Source organism: Nitratireductor aquimarinus, assembly GCF_017255295.1.
Classification (GTDB): domain Bacteria; phylum Pseudomonadota; class Alphaproteobacteria; order Rhizobiales; family Rhizobiaceae; genus Nitratireductor; species Nitratireductor aquimarinus.
On the sequence record NZ_JAFKDE010000012.1, the window covers coordinates 63,010 to 83,758 of the forward strand.

The 20,749-nt window shown below is 61.5% G+C and carries 22 protein-coding genes and 2 tRNA genes; 14 read left to right on the forward strand and 10 right to left on the reverse strand.

Annotation, left to right across the window (positions count from 1 at the left end; translation table 11 throughout):
* Window positions 1-20 precede the first annotated feature (20 nt).
* The 3 genes from rpsI to JYP46_RS19520 all read right to left on the reverse strand — a co-directional run bounded on the left by rpsI (window position 21) and on the right by JYP46_RS19520 (window position 1,720).
* Window positions 21-506: a 30S ribosomal protein S9 gene (rpsI, locus tag JYP46_RS19510; protein WP_113154925.1), complete on the reverse strand. Its 486-nt coding sequence runs from the start codon at window positions 504-506 to the stop codon at window positions 21-23.
* The gene (rplM, locus tag JYP46_RS19515) at window positions 506-970 is read right to left on the reverse strand and encodes a 50S ribosomal protein L13 (RefSeq protein ID WP_113154926.1); all 465 of its coding nucleotides are present in this window, start codon (window positions 968-970) and stop codon (window positions 506-508) included. Before rplM ends, rpsI begins: the two co-directional genes overlap by 1 nt.
* Before the next feature lie 279 nt (window positions 971-1,249).
* Complete coding sequence (locus tag JYP46_RS19520; protein ID WP_206549071.1) at window positions 1,250-1,720, reverse strand: PaaI family thioesterase; 471 nt, start codon at window positions 1,718-1,720, stop codon at window positions 1,250-1,252.
* 129 nt (window positions 1,721-1,849) lie between these two features.
* Here JYP46_RS19520 and JYP46_RS19525 point away from each other — a divergent pair, with 129 nt between their 5' ends.
* Window positions 1,850-2,668, forward strand: coding sequence for an enoyl-CoA hydratase (locus tag JYP46_RS19525; RefSeq protein WP_113154927.1), 819 nt, complete (start codon window positions 1,850-1,852; stop codon window positions 2,666-2,668).
* A 2-nt stretch (window positions 2,669-2,670) separates the two neighbouring features.
* Window positions 2,671-3,114, forward strand: coding sequence for a VOC family protein (locus tag JYP46_RS19530; protein WP_206546686.1), 444 nt, complete (start codon window positions 2,671-2,673; stop codon window positions 3,112-3,114).
* A gap of 60 nt (window positions 3,115-3,174) precedes the next feature.
* Here JYP46_RS19530 and JYP46_RS19535 read toward each other — a convergent pair whose 3' ends face one another.
* Together JYP46_RS19535 and JYP46_RS19540 are read right to left on the reverse strand one after the other, a co-directional pair.
* Window positions 3,175-3,459: a hypothetical protein gene (locus JYP46_RS19535; RefSeq protein WP_113154929.1), complete on the reverse strand. Its 285-nt coding sequence runs from the start codon at window positions 3,457-3,459 to the stop codon at window positions 3,175-3,177.
* Between the two features lie 227 nt (window positions 3,460-3,686).
* Window positions 3,687-4,019 carry a hypothetical protein gene (locus tag JYP46_RS19540; protein ID WP_113154930.1) on the reverse strand — a complete coding sequence of 111 codons (333 nt, stop codon included), beginning with the start codon at window positions 4,017-4,019 and terminating at the stop codon, window positions 3,687-3,689.
* Between the two features lie 115 nt (window positions 4,020-4,134).
* Here JYP46_RS19540 and JYP46_RS19545 point away from each other — a divergent pair, with 115 nt between their 5' ends.
* The gene (locus JYP46_RS19545) at window positions 4,135-4,656 is read left to right on the forward strand and encodes a CoA-binding protein (RefSeq protein ID WP_206546685.1); all 522 of its coding nucleotides are present in this window, start codon (window positions 4,135-4,137) and stop codon (window positions 4,654-4,656) included.
* A 121-nt stretch (window positions 4,657-4,777) separates the two neighbouring features.
* Window positions 4,778-6,061, forward strand: a complete 1,284-nt coding sequence (locus tag JYP46_RS19550) for an O-acetylhomoserine aminocarboxypropyltransferase (RefSeq protein ID WP_113154932.1) — start codon at window positions 4,778-4,780, stop codon at window positions 6,059-6,061.
* An 80-nt stretch (window positions 6,062-6,141) separates the two neighbouring features.
* Here JYP46_RS19550 and JYP46_RS19555 read toward each other — a convergent pair whose 3' ends face one another.
* Window positions 6,142-7,389, reverse strand: coding sequence for a cytochrome P450 (locus tag JYP46_RS19555; RefSeq protein ID WP_206549072.1), 1,248 nt, complete (start codon window positions 7,387-7,389; stop codon window positions 6,142-6,144).
* 243 nt (window positions 7,390-7,632) lie between these two features.
* Here JYP46_RS19555 and JYP46_RS19560 point away from each other — a divergent pair, with 243 nt between their 5' ends.
* The 5 genes from JYP46_RS19560 (at window position 7,633) to JYP46_RS19580 (ending at window position 13,714) form a co-directional block, all read left to right on the forward strand.
* Window positions 7,633-8,265, forward strand: a complete 633-nt coding sequence (locus JYP46_RS19560) for an ATP-dependent Clp protease proteolytic subunit (RefSeq protein WP_113154934.1) — start codon at window positions 7,633-7,635, stop codon at window positions 8,263-8,265.
* 318 nt (window positions 8,266-8,583) lie between these two features.
* Window positions 8,584-9,858, forward strand: coding sequence for an ATP-dependent Clp protease ATP-binding subunit ClpX (clpX, locus tag JYP46_RS19565; RefSeq protein WP_206549073.1), 1,275 nt, complete (start codon window positions 8,584-8,586; stop codon window positions 9,856-9,858).
* 326 nt (window positions 9,859-10,184) lie between these two features.
* Entirely contained in the window at window positions 10,185-12,608 is a 2,424-nt protein-coding gene (gene lon / locus JYP46_RS19570) for an endopeptidase La (protein ID WP_206546683.1), read from the forward strand.
* A gap of 257 nt (window positions 12,609-12,865) precedes the next feature.
* Window positions 12,866-13,141 carry a DNA-binding protein HupB gene (hupB, locus tag JYP46_RS19575; RefSeq protein WP_113154937.1) on the forward strand — a complete coding sequence of 92 codons (276 nt, stop codon included), beginning with the start codon at window positions 12,866-12,868 and terminating at the stop codon, window positions 13,139-13,141.
* Window positions 13,142-13,357: 216 nt separating this feature from the next.
* Window positions 13,358-13,714, forward strand: coding sequence for a hypothetical protein (locus JYP46_RS19580; RefSeq protein ID WP_206549074.1), 357 nt, complete (start codon window positions 13,358-13,360; stop codon window positions 13,712-13,714).
* Window positions 13,715-13,831: 117 nt separating this feature from the next.
* Here the strand turns inward: JYP46_RS19580 and JYP46_RS19585 are convergent, their stop codons facing one another.
* Window positions 13,832-14,278 (reverse strand): acetyltransferase, encoded by a 447-nt coding sequence (locus JYP46_RS19585; protein WP_206549075.1) that lies wholly within the window; start codon window positions 14,276-14,278, stop codon window positions 13,832-13,834.
* 86 nt (window positions 14,279-14,364) lie between these two features.
* Window positions 14,365-14,440: transfer RNA gene (locus JYP46_RS19590), tRNA-Val, on the reverse strand.
* A 185-nt stretch (window positions 14,441-14,625) separates the two neighbouring features.
* Here JYP46_RS19590 and JYP46_RS19595 point away from each other — a divergent pair.
* The 4 genes from JYP46_RS19595 to JYP46_RS19610 all read left to right on the forward strand — a co-directional run bounded on the left by JYP46_RS19595 (window position 14,626) and on the right by JYP46_RS19610 (window position 18,109).
* A tRNA-Asp gene (locus tag JYP46_RS19595) sits at window positions 14,626-14,702 on the forward strand.
* Window positions 14,703-14,722: 20 nt separating this feature from the next.
* Window positions 14,723-15,139 (forward strand): hypothetical protein, encoded by a 417-nt coding sequence (locus tag JYP46_RS19600; protein ID WP_206549076.1) that lies wholly within the window; start codon window positions 14,723-14,725, stop codon window positions 15,137-15,139.
* 231 nt (window positions 15,140-15,370) lie between these two features.
* A complete protein-coding gene (locus JYP46_RS19605) occupies window positions 15,371-16,753 on the forward strand; it encodes a GGDEF domain-containing protein (RefSeq protein ID WP_222474271.1) in 1,383 nt (460 codons plus the stop codon).
* A 129-nt stretch (window positions 16,754-16,882) separates the two neighbouring features.
* Window positions 16,883-18,109: a hypothetical protein gene (locus tag JYP46_RS19610; RefSeq protein ID WP_206549077.1), complete on the forward strand. Its 1,227-nt coding sequence runs from the start codon at window positions 16,883-16,885 to the stop codon at window positions 18,107-18,109.
* 326 nt (window positions 18,110-18,435) lie between these two features.
* Here JYP46_RS19610 and JYP46_RS19615 read toward each other — a convergent pair whose 3' ends face one another.
* Together JYP46_RS19615 and JYP46_RS19620 are read right to left on the reverse strand one after the other, a co-directional pair.
* Complete coding sequence (locus JYP46_RS19615; RefSeq protein WP_113154941.1) at window positions 18,436-18,675, reverse strand: hypothetical protein; 240 nt, start codon at window positions 18,673-18,675, stop codon at window positions 18,436-18,438.
* A gap of 101 nt (window positions 18,676-18,776) precedes the next feature.
* Window positions 18,777-19,877 (reverse strand): AraC family transcriptional regulator, encoded by a 1,101-nt coding sequence (locus JYP46_RS19620; RefSeq protein ID WP_206546678.1) that lies wholly within the window; start codon window positions 19,875-19,877, stop codon window positions 18,777-18,779.
* A 72-nt stretch (window positions 19,878-19,949) separates the two neighbouring features.
* On the opposite strand from JYP46_RS19620, the gene JYP46_RS19625 reads away from it, so the two are divergent.
* Complete coding sequence (locus tag JYP46_RS19625; protein WP_206549078.1) at window positions 19,950-20,744, forward strand: methyltransferase domain-containing protein; 795 nt, start codon at window positions 19,950-19,952, stop codon at window positions 20,742-20,744.
* Window positions 20,745-20,749: the final 5 nt, after the last annotated feature.

Here is a 20,749-nt window from a genome sequence, read left to right on the forward strand (position 1 = left end):
TTCTTGGAAGTTCGTGAAGCTTAGCGCTTGGAGAACTGGAACGAACGACGAGCCTTTGCCCGGCCGTACTTCTTACGCTCAACCACGCGGCTGTCGCGGGTCAGGAAGCCACCCTTCTTGAGGACGCCACGCAGCTCCGGCTCGTAATGGGTCAGAGCCTTGGAGATGCCGTGACGAACTGCACCGGCCTGGCCGGACAGGCCGCCGCCAACGACAGTGGCGACGACGTCGTACTGGCCATTGCGGTCGGCAGCAACGATCGGCTGCTGCAGGATCATCTGCAGAACCGGGCGTGCGAAGTAAGCCGCGAACTCTTTGCCGTTGACGGTGATCTTGCCGGAGCCCGGCTTGACCCACACGCGGGCAATTGCGTTCTTGCGCTTGCCGGTGGCGTAAGCGCGGCCATGTGCGTCCAGCTTCTGCACATGCACCGGAGCAGCTTCCTGCTCGGCGTTCTGCGCAGCGGTTGCCGCACCCAGCTCTTCGAGGGAGTTGATTTCGGCCATTACTGGGCCCTCACATTCTTCTTGCTCATGGCGGCGACGTCGAGCGTCTCCGGGTTCTGGGCGACATGCGGGTGCTCGGCGCCTGCATAGATGCGCAGGTTCTTCATCTGGCGACGGCCAAGCGGGCCACGCGGAACCATGCGCTCAACGGCCTTCTCAACCACGCGCTCGGGGAACCGGCCCTCGAGCAGCTGGCGCGCAGTGCGCTCCTTGATGCCGCCGGGGTGACCCGTGTGCCAGTAGTATTTCTTGTCGGTGTATTTCTTGCCGGTGAAGACCACCTTGTCGGCATTGATGACGATGACGTTGTCGCCGTCGTCCACATGCGGGGTGAAGGTGGGCTTGTGCTTGCCGCGGAGACGGTTTGCGACGATGGTGGCCAGACGACCGACGACGAGACCTTCGGCGTCAATCAGGATCCACTTCTTCGTCACTTCCGCAGGCTTCTGCGAAAAGGTTTTCATGGGTCTTTTCCGTTTTATTGGACCCGGCCCGAAGGCAGGGCGTTTCTTGTTGCTTGTGTTCGCGGCGATCTTGTCCGGTTCGGATTCGGCCAGCGCAAACCAATGCAGCACCACATTCGAGGTGCAGCGATGGTTACCTATAGACGGACCGGGGGATCGTCAAGCGCAATGTTTCGAGTATTGCGCTGAAAAAATCAATAAAAACAATGGTTTAAAAATATGGTATTATAATACCGCATGAATTGACGCCCGTTTGGCGCACTTCAGCCGTGCAAAAGCCTATTTTGAGGGTGGAATGGAGTAGGTTCCGGTCGCGTGGGCAACGGTTTCGCCCGTGTCGCCAGCCACCAGCTCGGCCTCGAATACCATCAGCCGCCGGCCCAGTTTCAGGATGCGGCAATGGCCATCCACCACGCCCGCATTGGCCTTGCGCATGAAGTTGATGTTCAGGTTGGTGGTCACGGCCAGCGCCTTGCGCCCGACATGGGAGAGCGCGCAGACATAGCCGCCGATATCGGCGAGGGCAAAGAGCGAGGGGCCGGCCACCGTGTCGCCCGGGCGCAGATGCTGAAAGCCTGCTTCCAGACGCACCGTACAGCCCCCCGGCCAGACTTCCAGCGCGCGATAATCGGGCGTCTCCCCGCTGCAGGCCTGGGGAAAGACATCGCGCAGATAGAGATTGACCTCTTCCGCGTCCATCACCGGCTGGAGCACGCTGTCCGGCCTTGTGCCTGCCCGCTTCATATCCATGATCCTGACCTCCCGATCGACGCCGGCTGGATCTGTCGCAAAAGGCCGGCTGCGAAGAGAATTGCCGGATTGCCGTTGCAACACAAGCGGCACTATGGTGACGGCGGTTCATGAACACGGAGGAAGACCATGGCCAATGCGGCGGCAGTGCAGGAGAGCGTCCAGGCGCCGGTTTCAGTCAGTGAGGCGGACGGCATTGTGCAGATCACGCTCGCGAGCCCGCCGGCCAATGCCCTCTCGATCGCCATGATGGAGGCGCTGAAGGGAGCGCTCGACCGCGCCCGCGACGATGATGCGGTCCGGGTCATCGTGCTGCGTTCCGAGGGCAAGGTGTTCTGCGCCGGTCATGATCTGAAGGAACTCACGGCCCACCGCGCCGATGCGGACCGGGGCAGGGCGTTCTTCGAAAAGACCATGCTCCTCTGCTCGGGCCTCATGCAGACCATCGTGCGTCATCCCAAGCCGGTGATCGCCGAAGTGAGCGGCATCGCCACCGCTGCCGGTTGCCAGCTTGTCGCCTCCTGCGATCTGGCGGTTGCGAGCGAGACGGCGCGTTTTGCCACGCCGGGCGTGAATATCGGCCTGTTCTGTTCCACGCCCATGGTTGCCCTGTCGCGCAATGTCTCGCGCAAGCATGCGATGGAGATGCTGTTGACGGGCGAGATGGTCGATGCCGGGCGCGCGCATGCCTTCGGTCTCGTCAACCGTGTCGTGCCGCAGGATGCGTTGAATCAAACCGTGATGAATTTCGCGCAAACCATTGCTTCCAAATCGCCTTTGACGCTGAAGATCGGCAAGGAGGCGTTCTATGCACAGGCCGAGATGGAGCTGTCACAGGCCTATGATTACACGGTGCGGGTCATGGTCGAGAACATGCTCGCCCGTGATGCCGAAGAGGGCATCGGCGCGTTCATCGAAAAACGCGCTCCCGAGTGGAAAGGGAAGTAGGCATGGAACCGCGCATCTCGCTGATCACGCTTGGCGTAGACGATCTGGAGCGCGCGGTGGCGTTTTACGAGGCCATGGGGCTTGAGCGTAATCGCAAGATGACGGGTGGTGTCGCCTTCTTCCAGATGGGCGGGATGATCCTGGCGCTCTGGCCGCGCGAGGAGCTTGTGGCCGATGTCGGCGAAGAGAATTATCGCGCAGCCCATGAGGCGGCGGCCGGGCATTCAGGTGTGGCGCTCGCCTACAACACGCGCAGCGAGGACGATGTGATCGTCGTGCTCAACCGCGCCGCCAAAGCGGGTGGCCGGATCGTGAAACCTGCCGCTCATGCCTCATGGGGCGGGTTTCAGGGGTATTTTGCCGACACAGAGGGGAACCTCTGGGAGGTCGCGTTCAATCCGGATTTTCCGATCAGCGACGACGGCGCGATCTCGCTGCCGGATTGAGCGATCTACGGGGGCGACAAGCGCGCCGCCTCCGCAAATGCCTGGCGTGAAGCAGGCGATCTAGTCGTCGCTCCAGCACACATGGGCAGGGCACGCATCGGTATCGAGCGCCGGTAAAAGCCGCACTTTGAGTGTTTCATAATGCGCAGGGCATTCGCTCTGATCCGCGACAAACCGGTCGTAGCGCCGGGGAGCCTGTGCGGTGCTCGACGGATAACGCAGGATGACCGCCCCGTTTTCGCTGATGGAATCCTGAAGCTCCCTGCAGGTCTGACCACCTGCCTGAGCGCTGCTGTTGGGGTAAAGGAGGACGCAGGCAACGGCTAACATCAATGACTTACGCATAGCTTCCCTTTCTGAAATTTTTGACTTTCAAACACGCGTTTCGCCGGCCAGAAATGCTGGTGGCTTCAGGGGCGCGCCGGGACGTTATGCAGCAGGAAAATTGCCGGTAAAAGCGGCTATAAAGTTAAATAAATCAATGATTTTTGAGATGTTCTTTTATAGCAATATAACGCCGGACGGTTCTCATGGAGACCGCATCCGGAGTACCTTTCTTTGGGCCGTTCCCGTCAGTTCCGGAATATCCACCGGCGGTCGAAAAGCCGCTCCCGCATCTCCGCCTTGCAGCGCAGAACCGGGCAGGATTCGCGGTCTGCGGTAGGGATGTAATCGCGCACGGCGATGTGCGCCACCGGGCAGAAATTCTCATTCGCCACATAGCGGTCATAGCGGGGCAGGCTCGGATTGTTGCGCGACTGGTAGCGCATGATCGCCGCACCCTCCGCATTGATCCTGGCTTGCGCCTCGGCACAGCTCATGGCAGTTGACGTGTAGCGGGATATGGCTCCGGCAGGGCTGGCCAGAACGACCATTCCAAGGGTCAGGGCGATGTATCTCAACATGATCGGTCACTTTGCTTTGAGCAGGCTGCAACGGGTGCAGCGGATAACGATTATCATATCATAGCCTGCGGCTTTGCCGAGATTGAGGCGGCATTCGCAGGGTTCGGGAGCGACGATGAACCACGACAGTTACGACGACGCCTATATTTCCGGCATTCTGAACACGGTGAAGAGCGTCGCCATTGTGGGTGCTTCGGCCAATGAGGTCAGGCCCAGCTTCTTTGTCACGAAGTATCTGATCGACAAGGGATACACGGTGTTTCCCGTCAATCCCGGTCAGGCCGGCAAGGAGATCGCCGGTCGTCCCGTCGCCGCAACGCTTGCCGATCTCGCCGAGCCCGTCGACATGGTCGATGTCTTCCGCCCATCCTCCGCCATTCCGGGCCTGACGGACGAGATCCTCGCCATGGAGACGCTCCCCAAAGTGGTCTGGATGCAGCTAACTGTGCGTGACGATGCGTCCGCAAAACGTCTTGAGGAGAAGGGCATTCAGGTCGTGATGGATCGCTGCCCGAAGATCGAATATGCGCGGCTTTCACGCGAAATCGGCTGGAACGGCGTCAACAGCCGCGTGATTTCGTCGAAAAAGCCGATCATGCGCAAAGGTTTCCAGAGCTTCGGCATTCGCCAGCGCTGATTTTTCAGTGCAGCCGGTCGGCGGGGCATAAATCTCCTTTGCCTGCGACCAAGGGCTCTGTATTGATGCCCGCAACCCTGATTTTTGACATGGAGGGATTTTGACATGGAGGGATTGTCATATGAGTGAGCGTACTCCCGGTTTCGACACGCTGGCGGTGCATGCAGGGGCCCAGCCCGATCCGGCGACAGGCGCACGCGCCACGCCGATCTACCAGACCACCTCCTATGTCTTCGACGATGCGGACCATGCCGCTTCGCTGTTCGGCCTCAAGGCCTTCGGCAACATCTACACCCGCATCATGAATCCCACCCAGGCCGTGCTCGAAGAGCGCGTTGCAGCCCTTGAGGGCGGCACGGCGGCGCTGGCCACGGCTTCCGGCCATGCGGCTCAGTTGCTGACCTTCCACAATCTCATGCGGCCGGGCGCGAATTTCATCGCTGCCAAAAGGCTTTACGGCGGTTCCATCAATCAGTTCGGCCATGCCTTCAAGAATTTCGACTGGCATGTCCGCTGGGCCGATCCGGAGAATTTCGACAGTTTCGAAAGCCAGATCGATGACGACACGCAGGCGATCTTCGTTGAGAGCCTGGCCAATCCGGGCGGCACTTTCGTGGACCTGGAAAAGATCGGCGACATTGCGCGCCGTCACGGCCTGCCGCTGATCGTCGACAACACGATGGCGTCGCCCTACCTGCTGCGTCCCATCGAGCATGGCGCTGACATCGTGCTGCACTCGCTCACCAAGTTCATGGGCGGCCACGGCAATTCCGTGGGCGGCGCACTGGTCGATGGCGGCACGTTCGACTGGTCGAAGTCCGGCAAGTACCCGATGCTCTCCGAGCCGCGTCCCGAATATGGCGGCATGGTTCTGCACGAGACCTTCGGCAATTTCGCCTTCGCAATCGCAGCCCGCGTTCTGGGCCTGCGCGATTTCGGTCCGGCGATCTCGCCCTTCAACGCCTTCCAGATCCTCACCGGCATCGAGACGCTGGCGCTTCGCATGCAGCGCCACAGCGACAATGCGCTGAAGGTGGCCGAATGGCTCAAGGGGCACGACAAGGTGTCGTGGGTTTCCTATCCGGGCCTGCCGGAAGATCCCAACCACGCGCTTATGAAGAAGTATTCGCCCAAGGGCGCTGGCGCTGTCTTCACCTTCGGCCTGAAAGACGGGTTCGATGCGGGCGTAAAGGTGGTGGAGAGCGTCGAACTCTTCTCGCATCTGGCCAATATCGGCGACACCAAGTCGCTGATCATCCATCCGGCTTCCACCACCCACCGCCAGCTCTCCGACGAGCAGAAGGCGGCGGCTGGCGCCGGCGTCGATGTGATCCGCCTGTCTATCGGCATTGAGGACGTGGCAGACATCATCGCCGATCTGGAGCAGGCGCTCGCCAAAATCTGATCGAAGCGACTGATCGCGAATGCAATGACGGCGCGGGCTGAAAGGCCCGCGCCGTTTCTTATTGCAGGGAGGTGGGGGCGCTAGGAGGCGTCCCAGACGCAGTCCAGCCGCTCCAGTCCGTGAAAATGGTAGGTGTCGCCATAGACCGGCGGCACCTTCAGGGCGAGCGAGGGCAGGCGCTCGAACAAAACCTTTAGCCCCACCTGCATTTCCAGCCGCGCCAATGGCGCGCCGATGCAGAAATGAATGCCCGCGCCGAATGACACATTCTTCTGGTCGGGGCGACCGGGGCGGAAACTGCGCGGCTCCTCGAAAGCCGTCAGGTCGTTGTTGGCTGCGCCCAGGAGCAGGCCGACCGTCTCGCCGGGCTTCAGGGTCAGGCCCGGAGCGACCTCCACCGTCTCATAGGCATAGCGGGTGAACATGTGCAGCGGCGGATCGTAGCGCAGGCATTCCTCCACCGTTGCCGCCGCATCCGCGTCGGAGCCGAAGAAGCGCCGCGGATCGCCGCCCTGCGCCAGCAGGGTCGATACGGCGTTGCCCAGCTGGTGCACGGTTGCCTCATGCCCTGCGTTCAAAAGAAGAATGGCCGAAGAGACAAGCTCATCCTCGCTCAGCCGTTCGCCATCTTCCTGCGCGGCGATGAGCAGGCTCAGCAGATCATCGCCCGGTGTGGCGCTGCGCTTTCTGGCGTAGTCGCGGATGAAGGCGGCGAAGTCGCGCGCGGCCTCATCGGCGCTGCGCTGCGTCTCTTCGTCAGAGCCGTGCATATACATGGCGACCATGCGATGCGACCATTCCACGAGCTGCGGCCCCATATCCGTGGGCACGCCCAGCATCTCCGTGATGATCACCAGCGGAATGGGCGTTGCATAGGCTTCAAGCAGCTCCGCTTCGCCGGTCTTCTCAAAACCGTCGATCAGCGTGTGGCAGAGCGTCTCTACGCGGGGGCGCAGCCGCTCGACCTGGCGTGAGACGAAGGCGCGGTTGACGAGCTTCCTGAGCCGCGTGTGCACGGGCGGCTCGATCTCAAGCATCGAGTTGGCCTCGATGGCGTCGAAATGCTTCAGATGCGTGCGCGTGGCCGGGTCGGGCTTCTGGTCGGCGGGTTGCTCGCGTCCAAGGCGCCGGTCGCGCAGGGCGCGGTTGACGCTTTCATAGTCGGTCAGGCACCAGAAGCCGAAGTCGTCCCAGAAGAACGCGGGCGCATGGGCATGCAGATAGGCATAGGCCGGGTAGGGATCCTGAACGAAGTCCGGATCGTGCGGATCGAGCCGAACGGCTTTGCGATCATGATCGTAGAGGAGGTGGGCTGGTCTTTGGGGCATGATGGTGCGGTCCGGCTTGATGGGCGCCTCAAGGGGCCCCCGATGGGTACATTGCGTCGCGCGCAGGGCGCGGTATGGGCCTGTCAGAACCGGCGAATCGGACGCCGGCGATCATCAAGATAAAGGCTTGCTCTTGCGTCGGGGGAATGGGGCATCATATCTATCCCGTTGAACCAAACGATTCTGCCGCTTTTGCGTGCGCCAGCCAATCGGGCGTGCGACCTCAAACCGAAAGGTGTTTTCATGCCGAATCCCGTCGATACCGCCATGAATCTGGTGCCCATGGTCGTCGAGCAGACGAACCGGGGTGAACGGGCTTACGACATCTTCTCGCGCCTCCTCAAGGAGCGCATTATCTTCATCACCGGCCCGATCGAGGATAGCATGGCCTCGCTGGTCTGTGCGCAGCTCCTCTTCCTCGAGGCAGAGAACCCGAAGAAAGAGATCGCGCTCTACATCAACTCGCCGGGTGGCGTGGTGACGTCGGGCATGGCCATCTACGACACGATGCAGTTCATCCAGCCGCCGGTCTCCACGCTGTGCATCGGCCAGGCTGCGTCGATGGGGTCGCTGCTTCTGTGCGCCGGCCACAAGGACATGCGCTTTGCGACGCCGAACGCGCGCATCATGGTGCATCAGCCTTCGGGCGGCTTCCAGGGCCAGGCGTCCGATATCGAGCGCCACGCGCAGGACATCATCAAGCTGAAGCGTCGTCTGAACGAGGTCTATGTCCAGCACACCGGGCAGGATTACGACACGATCGAGCGCACGCTTGACCGCGATCATTTCATGACCTCGGACGAGGCGCAGGAGTTTGGCCTGATCGACAAGGTCGTCAGCTCCCGCGACACGCCCGAGAAAGCAGCCGAATCCTGATTCGGAACGCGGCTTTTGCAATCGGTCTGCCCGGCCTTGTGCCGGGCATGGCGCGGTTTGGCCGGCATTTGCCGCCGATTGCGTCATTTCCGTCACATTTTTGTGTTTGCAGCCGGTGTGTGAACGCCTACGTTAAGTCTATATTGAGTTTCCAGATCCAAGGTCTGGACAGGGGCTCGGTATGGTTGCCGCGTTTTCGGATTTGTGTTTCGTTTCGAGGACAGAGCGTGGACCGCCCGGGGCTATCGTGTTCCGAGGCACCATGACCGCCCGGCAAGTGCGGGTCGACCTGCCGGTGGTAGTGAAAGGACGTAAGACATGAGCAAGGCCAGCAACGGCAGCGGAGACTCCAAGAACACGCTGTACTGCTCCTTCTGCGGCAAAAGCCAGCACGAAGTCCGCAAGCTTATTGCGGGACCCACTGTCTTCATTTGTGACGAGTGCGTCGAACTGTGCATGGACATCATCCGCGAGGAAAACAAATCCTCGATGGTGAAGTCGCGCGAGGGCGTGCCCACACCGCAGGAAATTATCGAGGTGCTGGACGATTATGTGATCGGTCAGGCGCATGCCAAGCGCGTGCTGTCTGTGGCCGTCCACAATCACTACAAGCGCCTGGCCCACGCATCCAAGAATGCCGAGGTCGAACTCGCCAAGTCCAACATTCTGCTGATCGGCCCGACCGGTTGCGGCAAGACGCTTCTGGCCCAGACGCTGGCGCGCATCATCGATGTGCCCTTCACCATGGCCGATGCGACGACGCTGACCGAGGCCGGTTATGTGGGCGAGGACGTCGAGAACATCATTCTCAAGCTGCTCCAGTCGGCCGACTACAATGTCGAGCGGGCGCAGCGCGGCATCGTCTATATCGATGAGATCGACAAGATTTCGCGCAAGTCCGACAATCCTTCGATCACGCGGGATGTTTCGGGCGAGGGCGTGCAGCAGGCGCTGCTGAAGATCATGGAAGGCACGGTCGCTTCCGTACCGCCGCAGGGCGGTCGCAAGCATCCCCAGCAGGAGTTCCTGCAGGTGGATACGGCCAATATCCTGTTCATCTGCGGCGGCGCTTTTGCCGGCCTCGACAGGATCATTTCCGACCGTGGCCGCAAGACCTCCATCGGCTTCGGCGCGACGGTGGCCTCTCCGGAAGATCGCCCGACGGGCGAGCTGTTCCGCCAGGTCGAGCCGGAAGATCTTCTGAAATTCGGTCTCATCCCCGAATTCGTTGGCCGTCTGCCGGTTCTGGCGACGCTTGAGGACCTCGACGAGGCTGCACTGGTGCAGATCCTCAGCGAGCCCAAGAATGCGCTGGTGAAGCAGTATCAGCGTCTGTTCGACATGGAGAATGTCGAGCTGACCTTCCACGAGAACGCGCTTGCCGCGATTGCCCGCAAGGCAATCGAGCGCAAGACCGGCGCCCGTGGCCTGCGGTCGATCATGGAAGCGATCCTGCTCGACACGATGTTCGAACTGCCGGCGCTGGAAGGCGTCCAGGAAGTGGTGATCTCCGATGAGGTGGTCGCCGGCAATGCTCGCCCGCTCTACATCTATGCGGAGCGCGAGCAGGAAAAAGGCAATGCGAGCGCCTGACGATTGTTCGGCGTTTCGATGTGCAAAGCGTTTCAGCGTCACCGGGGCTCCGCTTCGGTGACGTTGTGTTGTCTGCACTGTTCTTGTCCACCGTTTGCCCAGATCGAGAAGCCTGAAGGGCGCTTGCTGTGTGTCCGGCCCACGCATCATGCGTAAGCCCTTGATCTTCTCGGTCCATGTCTCCAACTAAGGGGGGAGCAAAGGTGGGGTGGTTTCCATTCACGCATCGCGCGACAATGCGGGTGCTTCTGGTGGATAACGCTCTGGCCGGATAGACTGAAGTCCGCGGCTGGCTCTTGAGCGGCTGCGGTTTGAAAGGCTGAAACATGACTGATACCCCCAAGACCGCTGGTGGTGCTCTGTATCCCGTGTTGCCCCTGCGCGACATTGTGGTGTTCCCGCATATGATTGTTCCGCTCTTCGTCGGCCGCGACAAGTCGATCAAGGCGCTGGAAGAGGTGATGGGCGCCGAGCGTCAGATCCTGCTGGCGACGCAGATGAACGCGGCGGACGACGATCCGGAGCCGAGTGGCATCTATGATATCGGTACGCTGGCTAACGTTCTGCAGCTCCTGAAACTGCCCGACGGCACGGTGAAAGTGCTGGTCGAGGGCACGTCGCGTGCGCGTGTTTCGCAGTTCAGCGATCGTGAAGAGTTTCACGAGGCAACGGCCGATCTGCTTCCCGAGCCGGAAGAAGACCAGGTCGAGATCGAGGCGCTGGCGCGTTCGGTGGTCTCGGACTTCGAGAATTACGTCAAGCTGAACAAGAAGATTTCGCCCGAAGTGGTCGGTGCGGCGAACCAGATCGAGGATTACTCGAAGCTGGCCGATACCGTTGCCTCGCATCTGGCGATCAAGATCCCCGAAAAGCAGGAAATGCTGGCCACGCTCTCCGTGCGCGAGCGGCTTGAAAAGGCCATGGGCTTCATGGAAGCCGAGATTTCCGTGCTGCAGGTGGAAAAGCGTATCCGCAGCCGCGTGAAGCGGCAGATGGAGAAGACCCAGCGCGAGTACTATCTGAATGAGCAGATGAAGGCCATTCAGAAGGAGCTCGGCGAGGGCGAGGACGGCCGCAACGAGGCTGCCGAGCTCGAAGAGCGGATCAAGAAGACGAAGCTCTCCAAGGAAGCGCGCGAGAAGGCCGAGGCCGAGCTGAAGAAGCTCAAGACCATGTCGCCCATGTCGGCAGAGGCCACCGTGGTGCGCAACTATCTCGACTGGCTGCTCTCCATTCCGTGGAAGAAGCCGAGCAAGATCAAGAACGATCTCGAATTTTCCGAGAACGTGCTCGACACGGACCATTTCGGTCTCGAGAAAGTCAAGGAGCGGATCGTCGAGTATCTGGCGGTGCAGAGCCGTCAGAAGAAGCTCAAGGGCCCGATCCTGTGCCTCGTCGGACCGCCCGGCGTCGGCAAGACCTCGCTCGCCAAGTCCATCGCCAAGGCCACCGGACGCGAATATGTCCGCATGGCGCTCGGCGGCGTGCGTGACGAGGCCGAGATCCGTGGTCACCGCCGCACCTATATCGGCTCGATGCCCGGCAAGGTCATCCAGTCGATGAAGAAGGCGCAGAAGTCCAACCCGCTCTTCCTGCTCGACGAGATCGACAAGATGGGCATGGATTTCCGTGGCGATCCGTCTTCGGCCCTGCTCGAGGTTCTCGATCCCGAGCAGAACTCGACCTTCATGGATCACTATCTCGAGGTTGAGTACGACCTGTCGAGCGTGATGTTCGTCACCACGGCCAACACGCTGAACATTCCGCCGGCGCTGATGGACCGTATGGAGATCATCCGCATCGCCGGTTACACCGAGGATGAGAAGGTGGAGATCGCCAAGCGGCATCTTCTGCCCAAGGCCGTGCGCGAACATGCGCTTGAGCCGCAGGAGTTCTCGGTGACCGACGGCGCGCTGCGCGAGATCATCCGCACCTACACCCGCGAAGCGGGCGTGCGTAACCTTGAGCGTGAGCTGATGAAGCTTGCCCGCAAGGCGGTGACGGAGATCCTGCGCAACGCCAAGAAGGACGGCGGCAAGGAAAAGGTCGAAGTGACCGAGGACAATCTGGCCGACTATCTGGGCGTTCAGCGTTATCGCTTCGGTCAGGCCGAGGGCGAGGATCAGGTCGGTGTGGTCACCGGTCTGGCCTGGACCGAGGTTGGCGGCGAGCTTCTGACCATCGAAGGCGTCATGATGCCGGGCAAGGGCAAGATGACTGTCACCGGCAATCTGCGTGACGTGATGAAGGAATCGATTTCCGCAGCGGCGTCTTACGTCCGCTCGCGCGCGGTCGATTTCGGCATCGAGCCGCCCGTGTTCGACAAGAAGGACATCCACGTGCACGTGCCGGAAGGCGCGACGCCCAAGGATGGCCCGTCGGCCGGTGTTGCCATGGCGACCTCCATCGTGTCGATCATGACCGGCATCCCGGTGCGCAAGGATATCGCCATGACCGGCGAGATCACCCTGCGTGGCCGTGTGCTTCCCATTGGCGGTCTGAAGGAAAAGCTCCTGGCGGCGCTGCGCGGCGGCATCAAGAAGGTGCTGATCCCCGAAGAGAACGCCAAGGATCTGGCTGACATTCCCGAGAACGTGAAGAACGGTCTCGAGATCGTGCCCGTCAGCCGCGTCGGCGAGGTGCTGGAACATGCTCTCGTGCGGATGCCCGAGCCGATTGAATGGGTCGAGCCTGCGGAGCCGGCCAGCAAGGTTGGCGTTGGAAATGAGGGGCCCGCCGTCGCCCATTGACGGCTTGCCCTGAACCGGTTCGGCAAAGCGGTCGAGCCGGTGCAGCACAAGGGATTGCGCCACTTTGTGGCCGTAATTTCGCTAAAATCGACAAAAGCCGGGCTTCGTGCCCGGCTTTTCTGTCGAAAACCCCGGAAAACATGGGTTTGCGAGTAGTTTTTGATCATTTCTTGCTTGGTTGGGACACTTGTTCTCCCTAGACTGCCTCGAGCTGAGTGAGTCGCATCACTTGGTCCTTATCAGGAAGGGGTAATTACATGAACAAGAACGAGCTCGTATCCGCAGTCGCAGAAGAGGCCAACCTCTCCAAGGGCGACGCCCAGTCCGCGGTCGATGCGGTTTTTGCCGTTATCGAAGGCGAACTCAAGAAGGGTGGGGACGTGCGCCTCGTCGGCTTCGGAAACTTCTCCGTTTCTCGGCGTGAGGCTTCCACCGGCCGCAACCCGCAGACCGGTGCCGCAGTTCAGATCCCGGCCCGCAACGTGCCGAAGTTCTCGGCCGGCAAAGGCCTCAAGGACGCAGTCAACGCCTGATTGCGCCCTTTTGGGAATACAAGAAAAGCCGGGTTTCGACCCGGCTTTTCTTTTGTCTGCTGTTCAGTTGCCCGCCTGCCCGTTGGCGTGGCCTGTCCTTCCCCTCCGTCCCCCGATCTTGTGCTGCCTCAGTCTCTCCGCTTGACCGCTGGGCTTGCCGCAGGGTGGGCGATCTGCATTATGCAGCGCATTGTTTGCGGTCGGGGAGGGGCGATGATGAAGCGCATATTGGTGGCTGTGGCGGCCGCGATCCTGTCAGGCCCGGCGCTGGCGGATGATTTCCGGGAACTCGAGCCGGTATTATTTTCCATGTCGCGCGATCTGCGGCCAGATGAGGCTGCCGAATACGCTTTCTACATCAGGAAGAAGGGGCATGACTGCCAGCTTGCGCTGACGGCGGAACTCGTTGAGGAAAGCGGTGACTTTTCGCGTTTTGTCGAGAAGGTTCTCTGCAGGCTTGAGGATGATGCGGCGGGAGTGCATCCGGCTGCCTATCGCGTTGAGGGCGACGATGATGCGGCGACGATTCTCATCCGCCCGTGGACCGACGCCGATACCGAGAAATACCGATAGAATCGTTCAGCCCATCAACGTAGCGCTGTGATTCTTGTGCGGGTGGTGAGAAACGCCTGAATTCGCTCATAGGGAAGATTCGCAGTGATCCGGCAGCCTGCTCGGGCGTCGGGCGCCTCAGACCGCGCGCAGTGTCATATGCAGGAGCGGGTAAGGACGGCCTCCACCGTCCCGTGGCGAGCGTGCATGCACCGCAAAGCCCATTCTGCGGTAAAAGGCGAGCGCCTGCCCGTTCTGCTCGTTCACGTCCAGCGTGAGGCGATTCCCGGCGATTTGGCGGGCATGGGTAATGAGAAGCCTGCCAAGCCCCTTGCCGCGCTCCTCAGTGGCCACAAACAGGCTGTCGATGTGCGATTTGTCGATTCCCATGAAGGCCAGTGGAGAATCGCGCTCATCAACGGCAACCCAGAGAGACGCGCAGGGCAGATATTTTTCCGAGACGTCCCGTTCGATGGCGCGGAAGTCGGATTCGGCCAGAAAATCGTGAGTCGCACGCACCGAGCCCCGCCAGATCTCGATCAGATCGACCAGATCGTCTTTCCGGGCTTTGCGAATCTCAGCCACACCGGCTCCATGCGGGAAAAACAGCACTCATAGCCTGAAAGTCCGCGTATGGCGGGGCAGGAAAAGCGCAAAAGTGAGGGAGGGAATGGTGGGCGATGAGAGACTCGAACTCCCGACATCTTCGGTGTAAACGAAGCGCTCTACCAACTGAGCTAATCGCCCATTCCAAGCCGCTTCCTTTAGGTGCTTCGCGATCGGATCGCAAGTGGAAAAGAGCTTTTTCAGAGCGAATTCGAATAAGATCAAGAAAGTTTCACAAAGTGGGTTTGGGGCGCTTGACACTCCCGCAAGAACCCCCTAATTCAGCGCTCATCGACGCGTTGCTGCCACGGCAGAGCGCCTCAAGCGCGGGTGTAGCTCAGATGGTTAGAGTGCCGGCCTGTCACGCCGGAGGTCGCGGGTTCGAGCCCCGTCACTCGCGCCACTTCTCCTCTCCCTGGAGAAGTGGCGGCCGCGCTAAAGAGTGAAATACACTCTCTGCCAAATGGCTTCTTCTTCCTGATTTCAAAGCAGATTATCGCACCGCTCTCAATTGAGCCGGTTATCGGTTTTTGGTCCAATCGCTTGCTCTGCGCACGAATCGCCATGTGCGATTCGCAGGCACGCACGGGCGGGCCGCTTTTCTCTGATTTTTCTGATCTGACGCCGATTCACTCCCGGGTCGGCCACGCAAGCCGGCAATCTGCGATTCCATGTCGTCCTGTCAGGGCAGGGGCGTCAGCGGATCGTTGCCGTGTGGATTCTGTCGACGCTCGGCGGAATGTCGCGCTGTTCGGCGGTCTGCACCAGATAAATGAAGGTAAGGACCGCGATCGTCGCCGGCGACAGAAGCAGGGCAGCGCGAAACAAAAAGGCTATTAGTTGGCTCGGTCTCATAATCCGCCAGCCTATGCCTCTAAATTTAATGGAATCTGCATAAGCCGATTAACCATAACCTCCACAGATCGCCACAGTCAGTTCGTTAGCCGACCTCTTAACCGGAGGGTGAGTTTTGGCCGATACCCTGATCTTCGATTGTAGATGGAGTTCGTATCTGTGCTGATTGGGCGGGAAGCCAGTGGGGCGCAAACGGCAGTCCCGGGGTTCGGGCAAGTGCCGGCAGCGCTGTTGATCGGCGCGGTGGTCTTGTGCGCCTGTCTTGTCGGCATCTATACGCGCCCCGTCGATTTTCTGGCGACCGTCTGGCCCGCGAATGCGATCATGCTGGGAATGCTGTTGCGCTTTCCGGCGACCGCGACGCCGTTTGGCTGGGGCATGGCGACGCTGGGCTTCCTCGCGGCAGACCTTCTGACCGGCTCGACCCTGTTCAAGACGCTGATTCTCACAGCCGCCAATCTTGTCGGTGTTGGCGGCGCTTATTTTCTGCTGCGGCGCTATTCGCGTGACACGATCCGCCTGAAAACGCCGGAATCGATTCCTCTGATGGTCGCGGCCATCGGATTCGGGGCTTTCCTTGCAGGCCTGGTGGGCGCGGTTGCCAATCCGGTTCTGTTCGGCGGCTCCTCGCTTGGCGGCTGGTCCTTCTGGTTCGTCACGGAATTCGCCAATTACGTGGCCATTCTCCCGGTCATGCTGACCGCCCGCCGGGTGTCGCTTCCCAAAAGCGCATCGCGCATGGATCTGCTGCGCCTGACGCTTCCGGCGCTGGCGCTCGTCGCATCCTGCGCGGTCAGCGTGCAGATCGGCGGGCCGGGCGCCATCGCGTTCCCGGTTCCGGCTCTGCTTTGGAGCGCCATCGTCTATCCGCGCTTCCTCACCGTGCTTCTGACTTCGATCTTCAGCTTCTGGAGCCTGTTGGCGCTGTCGGCCGGCTATTTCCCCAATGTGGTGGATGTGACGACCGAGAGCGGGCTGATTTCCATGCGGCTCGGCGTCAGCCTGATTGCGCTTGCGCCGATGATGCTGGCGAGCGCCATGGCGAAGCAGAAGCGGCTTATCGGCGAGCTCTCGCATCTTGCGACCCACGACACGCTGTCCGGCGTTTTCAACCGCGGGGCGTTTCAGGAAGAAGCGGCGACAGCCATCCGCTCGCTCAACCGCTTCTCCCAGCCCTTTGCGGCCCTGATGATCGACATCGACCACTTCAAGGCGATCAATGACAGATACGGGCACGCGGCCGGGGATCAGGTGATCGCCATCGCGGCTGCCCGCATCAATGCCTGCCTGCGCCGCAACGACATTGTCGGCCGGGTGGGCGGCGAGGAATTTGCGGTTCTTCTTTCCAAATGCCGCCGCAGCGAGGCGCTGGAGGTGGCAGAGCGAATTCGCAGCGTCTTCGCCCAGACCATGACCCTCAACGACGACACGATCTCCCTGACCGTCACGCTGAGCGTCGGGCTTGCCGCGAGCGAAGGCGCATCCGTGGATCTGGATACCCTTCTGGAGAAGGCCGACGGCGCGCTCTACCGGGCGAAGGATCTGGGGCGCAACCGCATCGAGGTTCATCAGCTGCATCGCGACGAGGATGCTGCCTGAGAAATGCGCAGGCCCGGCTGCCTGGCGACCGGATGTTCGAGTTTGTTTTGATTCCCACATAAATCGTTATTTCGGCGGTTACTGAACGCCGGCTAACCTCCGGGCGAAGATTCTGTCGAGGAGATTGCCATGCTGTCCCGTTTAGCCATCACTCTGGCCTGCGCTTCCGCGCTCATGGCCGCGCCTGTCATGCTGTCCGGCTCCAACCTGTCGCCATCGGCCTTCTCGGTCGATGCGCTCGCCAAGGGCGGCGGAAATGGCGGTGGCAACGGTGGCGGAAACGGCGGCGGCAATGGTGGTGGAAACGGCGGCGGGCATGGCGGCGGGCATGGGGGCGGCAGCGGCAAGAGCCAGGCCGGCAAATCCCATGGCGGCGGCAATGGCGCTGCGCGCTCCGGCGTCCGGCGCGCATCGGAACGCGCAAACCAGAACGCGCGCGGTCAGGGCAACAAAGGCATTGGCGGTTTCATCGACAATGTCGTCGGTGCTGCGCGCAACGCTTTTGGCGGCAAACGAGAAGCGCCAGGAAAGGCGCAGCGCGCGGCGCGGCCTGCTTCCAAGCAGAAAACCCGCACGGCGCGCGCCTACCGCCCCGCTCAGGTTCTGCCGGCAAGCGCACCGGTGCCGCAGGCGCGGCCGGAACGTCCGCGCAACTTCAACGCCAAGCTCGCGGGGCTGAATTCGCTGAACCGCAACTATCATGCCTATCTGAACGCCAGTGACCCGCGCATGACGGCGATCCGGGCCTATGTTCTTGCATCGGCGGAGGCCGAGATGCTCGGGGCCGATATCGAGGAACTGGAAGCCAGGGCTGCCGCAGCCGCTGAGGCCGTTCAGGCGATGACCGCCGGCATCGAAGCTCATGACGGGTTCGATTATCAGGGTCTCGGCACCGAAGAACTCGAGGCGCGTCTTGATGCACTCGATGCCGTCGATGCAGAAGCGCTTTCCGAGGAGGACGCCGCACTGCTCGAGGCCGAACGCGCAGCACTTGAGGATGCGCTTGCCAGCGACGCCTATGCTTCGCTCGTGGAGGTGGAAGGCGATCTCGATGAAGCGCAGGCCAGGGCCGACGCCTATGAAGGCGAGACCGACGATCAGGCGCTCACCGAAGCGCTTCTGGCGGCGGCCAATCCCAACCGTGTCGAAGAGTATGGCGCTGACGCCTATGTCGACGACGAAATGCTGAGCTGGGCGAAAGACCTGCTCGGCGTTGGCGAGGCGGAAGGCAAGATCGACGAGGTGCGCGAAAGCCTTGAGGCTGAAGCGCAGGAACAGCCGGACGGTGAACAGGCTGAAGGCGAGCAGGCGGATGCTGAAGGAGAGGGCGAGGAAGAGGTGATTGCCGCCCAATAGCTGACGCCATTCTCTTTCCGGGCTTGAAAGGCTCAGGCTGCCTCCCCATATCAGCGTGGTCGGCAGCCGGGCCGGCGCGGGACGTCCTGCAAGATATGTGGTGAGGTTCCCCGACCGGTTGCTGTATTCGACCCGGAAGACCGTGTGGTGACCATGAAGGTACCGGCACCCTCGAAAGTCACGGGAACGAAGGAAGCGGGCTCAGGCCCGCTTTTTTGTTGTCTGGAAGCAGGCCCGCGCCCTGTGTTGCATCGTTCGGTGCGCCGGGCCGGCTTTCCAGCCGGCGCACAATCACGTTGTCACTTACATTAGAGGCGTCACATGCATCAGAGGCCGAGAATGCGTTTCGCTTCTCCGAGGCTCTGCATGGAAGCCGCGTGGTCACCGGCCTCGTGCTGGACCTGACCCTGTGCGCGCAGTTCTTCCACACGCGCCCTGTCGCCGTCCGACAGCGATGCGACCTGCATCGCCTCATCGATTTCCGACATCAGGATCGGGCATGAGTTTGCGAGCGCGCTGGCCGGCATGAAAAGGGCGAGCGCGGCAATGAGTGCAAGGCGTTTCATGATCTCCTCCACTTGGGCCACACGGTGTTTGTGTTGATAGCCTGCCGTGTGGCGGGAAGCCTGTATCATACACGCTTGAGCGCCTCGCTCCAATGCTGGCCCTATCGATTGCGCCAGGCGGATGGAGAAAGTCCCGTGGCTTTCTTGAAGGCGCGGCTGAAGGCGGCCTCCGATGCGTAGCCAACGTCACGCCCGATGGCAGCCACCTTCAAGGAACTGTCTGAAAGACGGTTTGCGGCGAGCTGCATGCGCCACAGGGCGAGATAATGCATCGGGCCGTGACCCATGAGATGGGCAAAGCGCGCGGCCAGCGCAGCGCGCGACACCCCTGCCTCTGCGGCCAGCGTGTCGAGCGTCCAGTGCTTTGCGGGTTGCGCGTGCAGCAGCGCCAGAACCGTGCCGACCGACGGATCGCGCAGGCCGGACAGCCAGCCTTTTTCATGCGCCGGCAGTGACTGCAGGCAAAGGCGCATCACTTCCACGAAGATCAGTTCGCACAGGCGCAGGCGTATCGCCTCGCCACCCGGGCCGGGCAGGCCGCTTTCGGCCAGTGTGAGCTCGATCAACTGGCCGAGCAGGCCGGCCCCTTCGTGTCCTGCCCATTTGATTCTGGCCCATTTGATTCTGGTCAGTGGGGGCAGGGCACACAGAACCGGGTTGAACGGGCGTGTGTCACAGCCGAGAAAACCGCATATATAGGCCGTTCCGCCTTCGCCGCCGCCACCCTCCCGTGTCACGAAGGGCAGTGTCCCGTTCATCCATTCCCTGAAAAACGCCGTCGTGGCCGGTTCGTCATATTCCGGCTTCTGCCCGGGCGTACTCAGAAGCGCGTAGCGGGTTCCGCCGGCCAGAAGCAGAATGTCCCCGGCCTCAAACCGCACCGGTTCGCTGCCGGGCATGCAGACAAAGCCGTTGCCCTCCAGAATGATGTGGTAGGAAATCACGTGCTGCGCCTGCGGCAGAATGATGGGTCTGTAGAGCGTGCTGTCGGGTATCTCCACGCCCCATGGAAAGCTTGCTTCCACGCGGTGAAACACCGCCCCCGTCAGCCTCACCGCGCGCAGAACATCAGAGAGCGGGTCGGTTCCGCTCTGGGTGCAGAGAAGCGGTGTCCCGACACCGGCGCGCAGTTCTCCCTGCCGGCGCCCGGTTCTGGACGATCCGGCAAGCATTGCAGACGTGCGGTCATGGGCTTGCGCCATGGGCCCAGAATACCCTCGCACAGGCTGATCGGCCAAATGGCTGGATGCGAAGCGCCTGAAAGGAGGCTCTCCATGACCCTGCTCGACCGGGAAACCTCACCCGCACGGATCTATGATGAGCGGTTTGTGCCGGCTCTGTTTGCCCAATGGGGGCCGATTGTCGCCGGAGAGGCAGGCATTCAGGGCGGAGACCGCGTTCTTGATGTCGCCTGCGGCACGGGCGCGCTGACGCTGGCTGCCGCGTCCCGCACGGGGCCTTCCGGCGCGGTGGTCGGGCTCGACGCCAATCCCGAAATGCTGGCGGTGGCCCGCAGCAAGAAGACGGCGATCGTCTGGGTGGAAGGCCGTGCCGAGGCGCTGCCATTCTCGGATGCCGACTTCGATGCGGTGGTGAGCCAGTTCGGTCTCATGTTCTTCGATGACAGGGTAGCGGCCCTGCGTGAAATGCGGCGTGTCCTCCGGCCCGGCGGGCGCATGGCTGTCGCCGTTTGCGATGCGCTGACGCATTCGCCCGCTTACGACACATTCGCCGGCTTGCTCGACCGTCTGTTCGGAAAGGCGACGGGAGACGCTTTCCGCGCACCATTCGCACTCGGAGACGCTTGCGCGCTCGAAACCCTGTGTCACGAGGCGGGTCTGCGTGACGCGTCCGTGGTTCGCCACAACGCACAGGTCCGGTTCAAATCCATCGGCGCGCTCGTTTCAACGGAACGCGCCTGTGTGTGGACGCTTGGCGGTCTGCTCGATGACCAGCAGTTCGAACGGCTTCTTGAAGAGAGCGAGGCAGCGCTCGCACCCTTCAGGCAGGCGGATGGTTCTGTGGTGTTCGACATGCCGGCGCTCATCCTGCGCGCCACGGCGATCTGACAGAA

Excerpts from the sequence above, each read along its gene's own strand:
- JYP46_RS19625 (WP_206549078.1), top strand. The coding sequence starts at position 19,950 with ATGACCCTGCTCGACCGGGAAACCTCACCCGCACGGATCTATGATGAG.
- JYP46_RS19555 (WP_206549072.1), bottom strand. The coding sequence starts at position 7,389 with ATGCCCCAAAGACCAGCCCACCTCCTCTACGATCATGATCGCAAAGCC.
- JYP46_RS19620 (WP_206546678.1), bottom strand. The coding sequence starts at position 19,877 with ATGGCGCAAGCCCATGACCGCACGTCTGCAATGCTTGCCGGATCGTCC.
- JYP46_RS19530 (WP_206546686.1), top strand. The coding sequence starts at position 2,671 with ATGGAACCGCGCATCTCGCTGATCACGCTTGGCGTAGACGATCTGGAG.
- JYP46_RS19545 (WP_206546685.1), top strand. The coding sequence starts at position 4,135 with ATGAACCACGACAGTTACGACGACGCCTATATTTCCGGCATTCTGAAC.
- JYP46_RS19580 (WP_206549074.1), top strand. The coding sequence starts at position 13,358 with ATGAAGCGCATATTGGTGGCTGTGGCGGCCGCGATCCTGTCAGGCCCG.
- JYP46_RS19615 (WP_113154941.1), bottom strand. The coding sequence starts at position 18,675 with ATGAAACGCCTTGCACTCATTGCCGCGCTCGCCCTTTTCATGCCGGCC.
- JYP46_RS19535 (WP_113154929.1), bottom strand. The coding sequence starts at position 3,459 with ATGCGTAAGTCATTGATGTTAGCCGTTGCCTGCGTCCTCCTTTACCCC.
- rpsI (WP_113154925.1), bottom strand. The coding sequence starts at position 506 with ATGGCCGAAATCAACTCCCTCGAAGAGCTGGGTGCGGCAACCGCTGCG.
- JYP46_RS19610 (WP_206549077.1), top strand. The coding sequence starts at position 16,883 with ATGCTGTCCCGTTTAGCCATCACTCTGGCCTGCGCTTCCGCGCTCATG.
- JYP46_RS19550 (WP_113154932.1), top strand. The coding sequence starts at position 4,778 with ATGAGTGAGCGTACTCCCGGTTTCGACACGCTGGCGGTGCATGCAGGG.
- JYP46_RS19525 (WP_113154927.1), top strand. The coding sequence starts at position 1,850 with ATGGCCAATGCGGCGGCAGTGCAGGAGAGCGTCCAGGCGCCGGTTTCA.
- JYP46_RS19540 (WP_113154930.1), bottom strand. The coding sequence starts at position 4,019 with ATGTTGAGATACATCGCCCTGACCCTTGGAATGGTCGTTCTGGCCAGC.
- clpX (WP_206549073.1), top strand. The coding sequence starts at position 8,584 with ATGAGCAAGGCCAGCAACGGCAGCGGAGACTCCAAGAACACGCTGTAC.
- JYP46_RS19560 (WP_113154934.1), top strand. The coding sequence starts at position 7,633 with ATGCCGAATCCCGTCGATACCGCCATGAATCTGGTGCCCATGGTCGTC.
- JYP46_RS19520 (WP_206549071.1), bottom strand. The coding sequence starts at position 1,720 with ATGGATATGAAGCGGGCAGGCACAAGGCCGGACAGCGTGCTCCAGCCG.
- rplM (WP_113154926.1), bottom strand. The coding sequence starts at position 970 with ATGAAAACCTTTTCGCAGAAGCCTGCGGAAGTGACGAAGAAGTGGATC.
- hupB (WP_113154937.1), top strand. The coding sequence starts at position 12,866 with ATGAACAAGAACGAGCTCGTATCCGCAGTCGCAGAAGAGGCCAACCTC.
- lon (WP_206546683.1), top strand. The coding sequence starts at position 10,185 with ATGACTGATACCCCCAAGACCGCTGGTGGTGCTCTGTATCCCGTGTTG.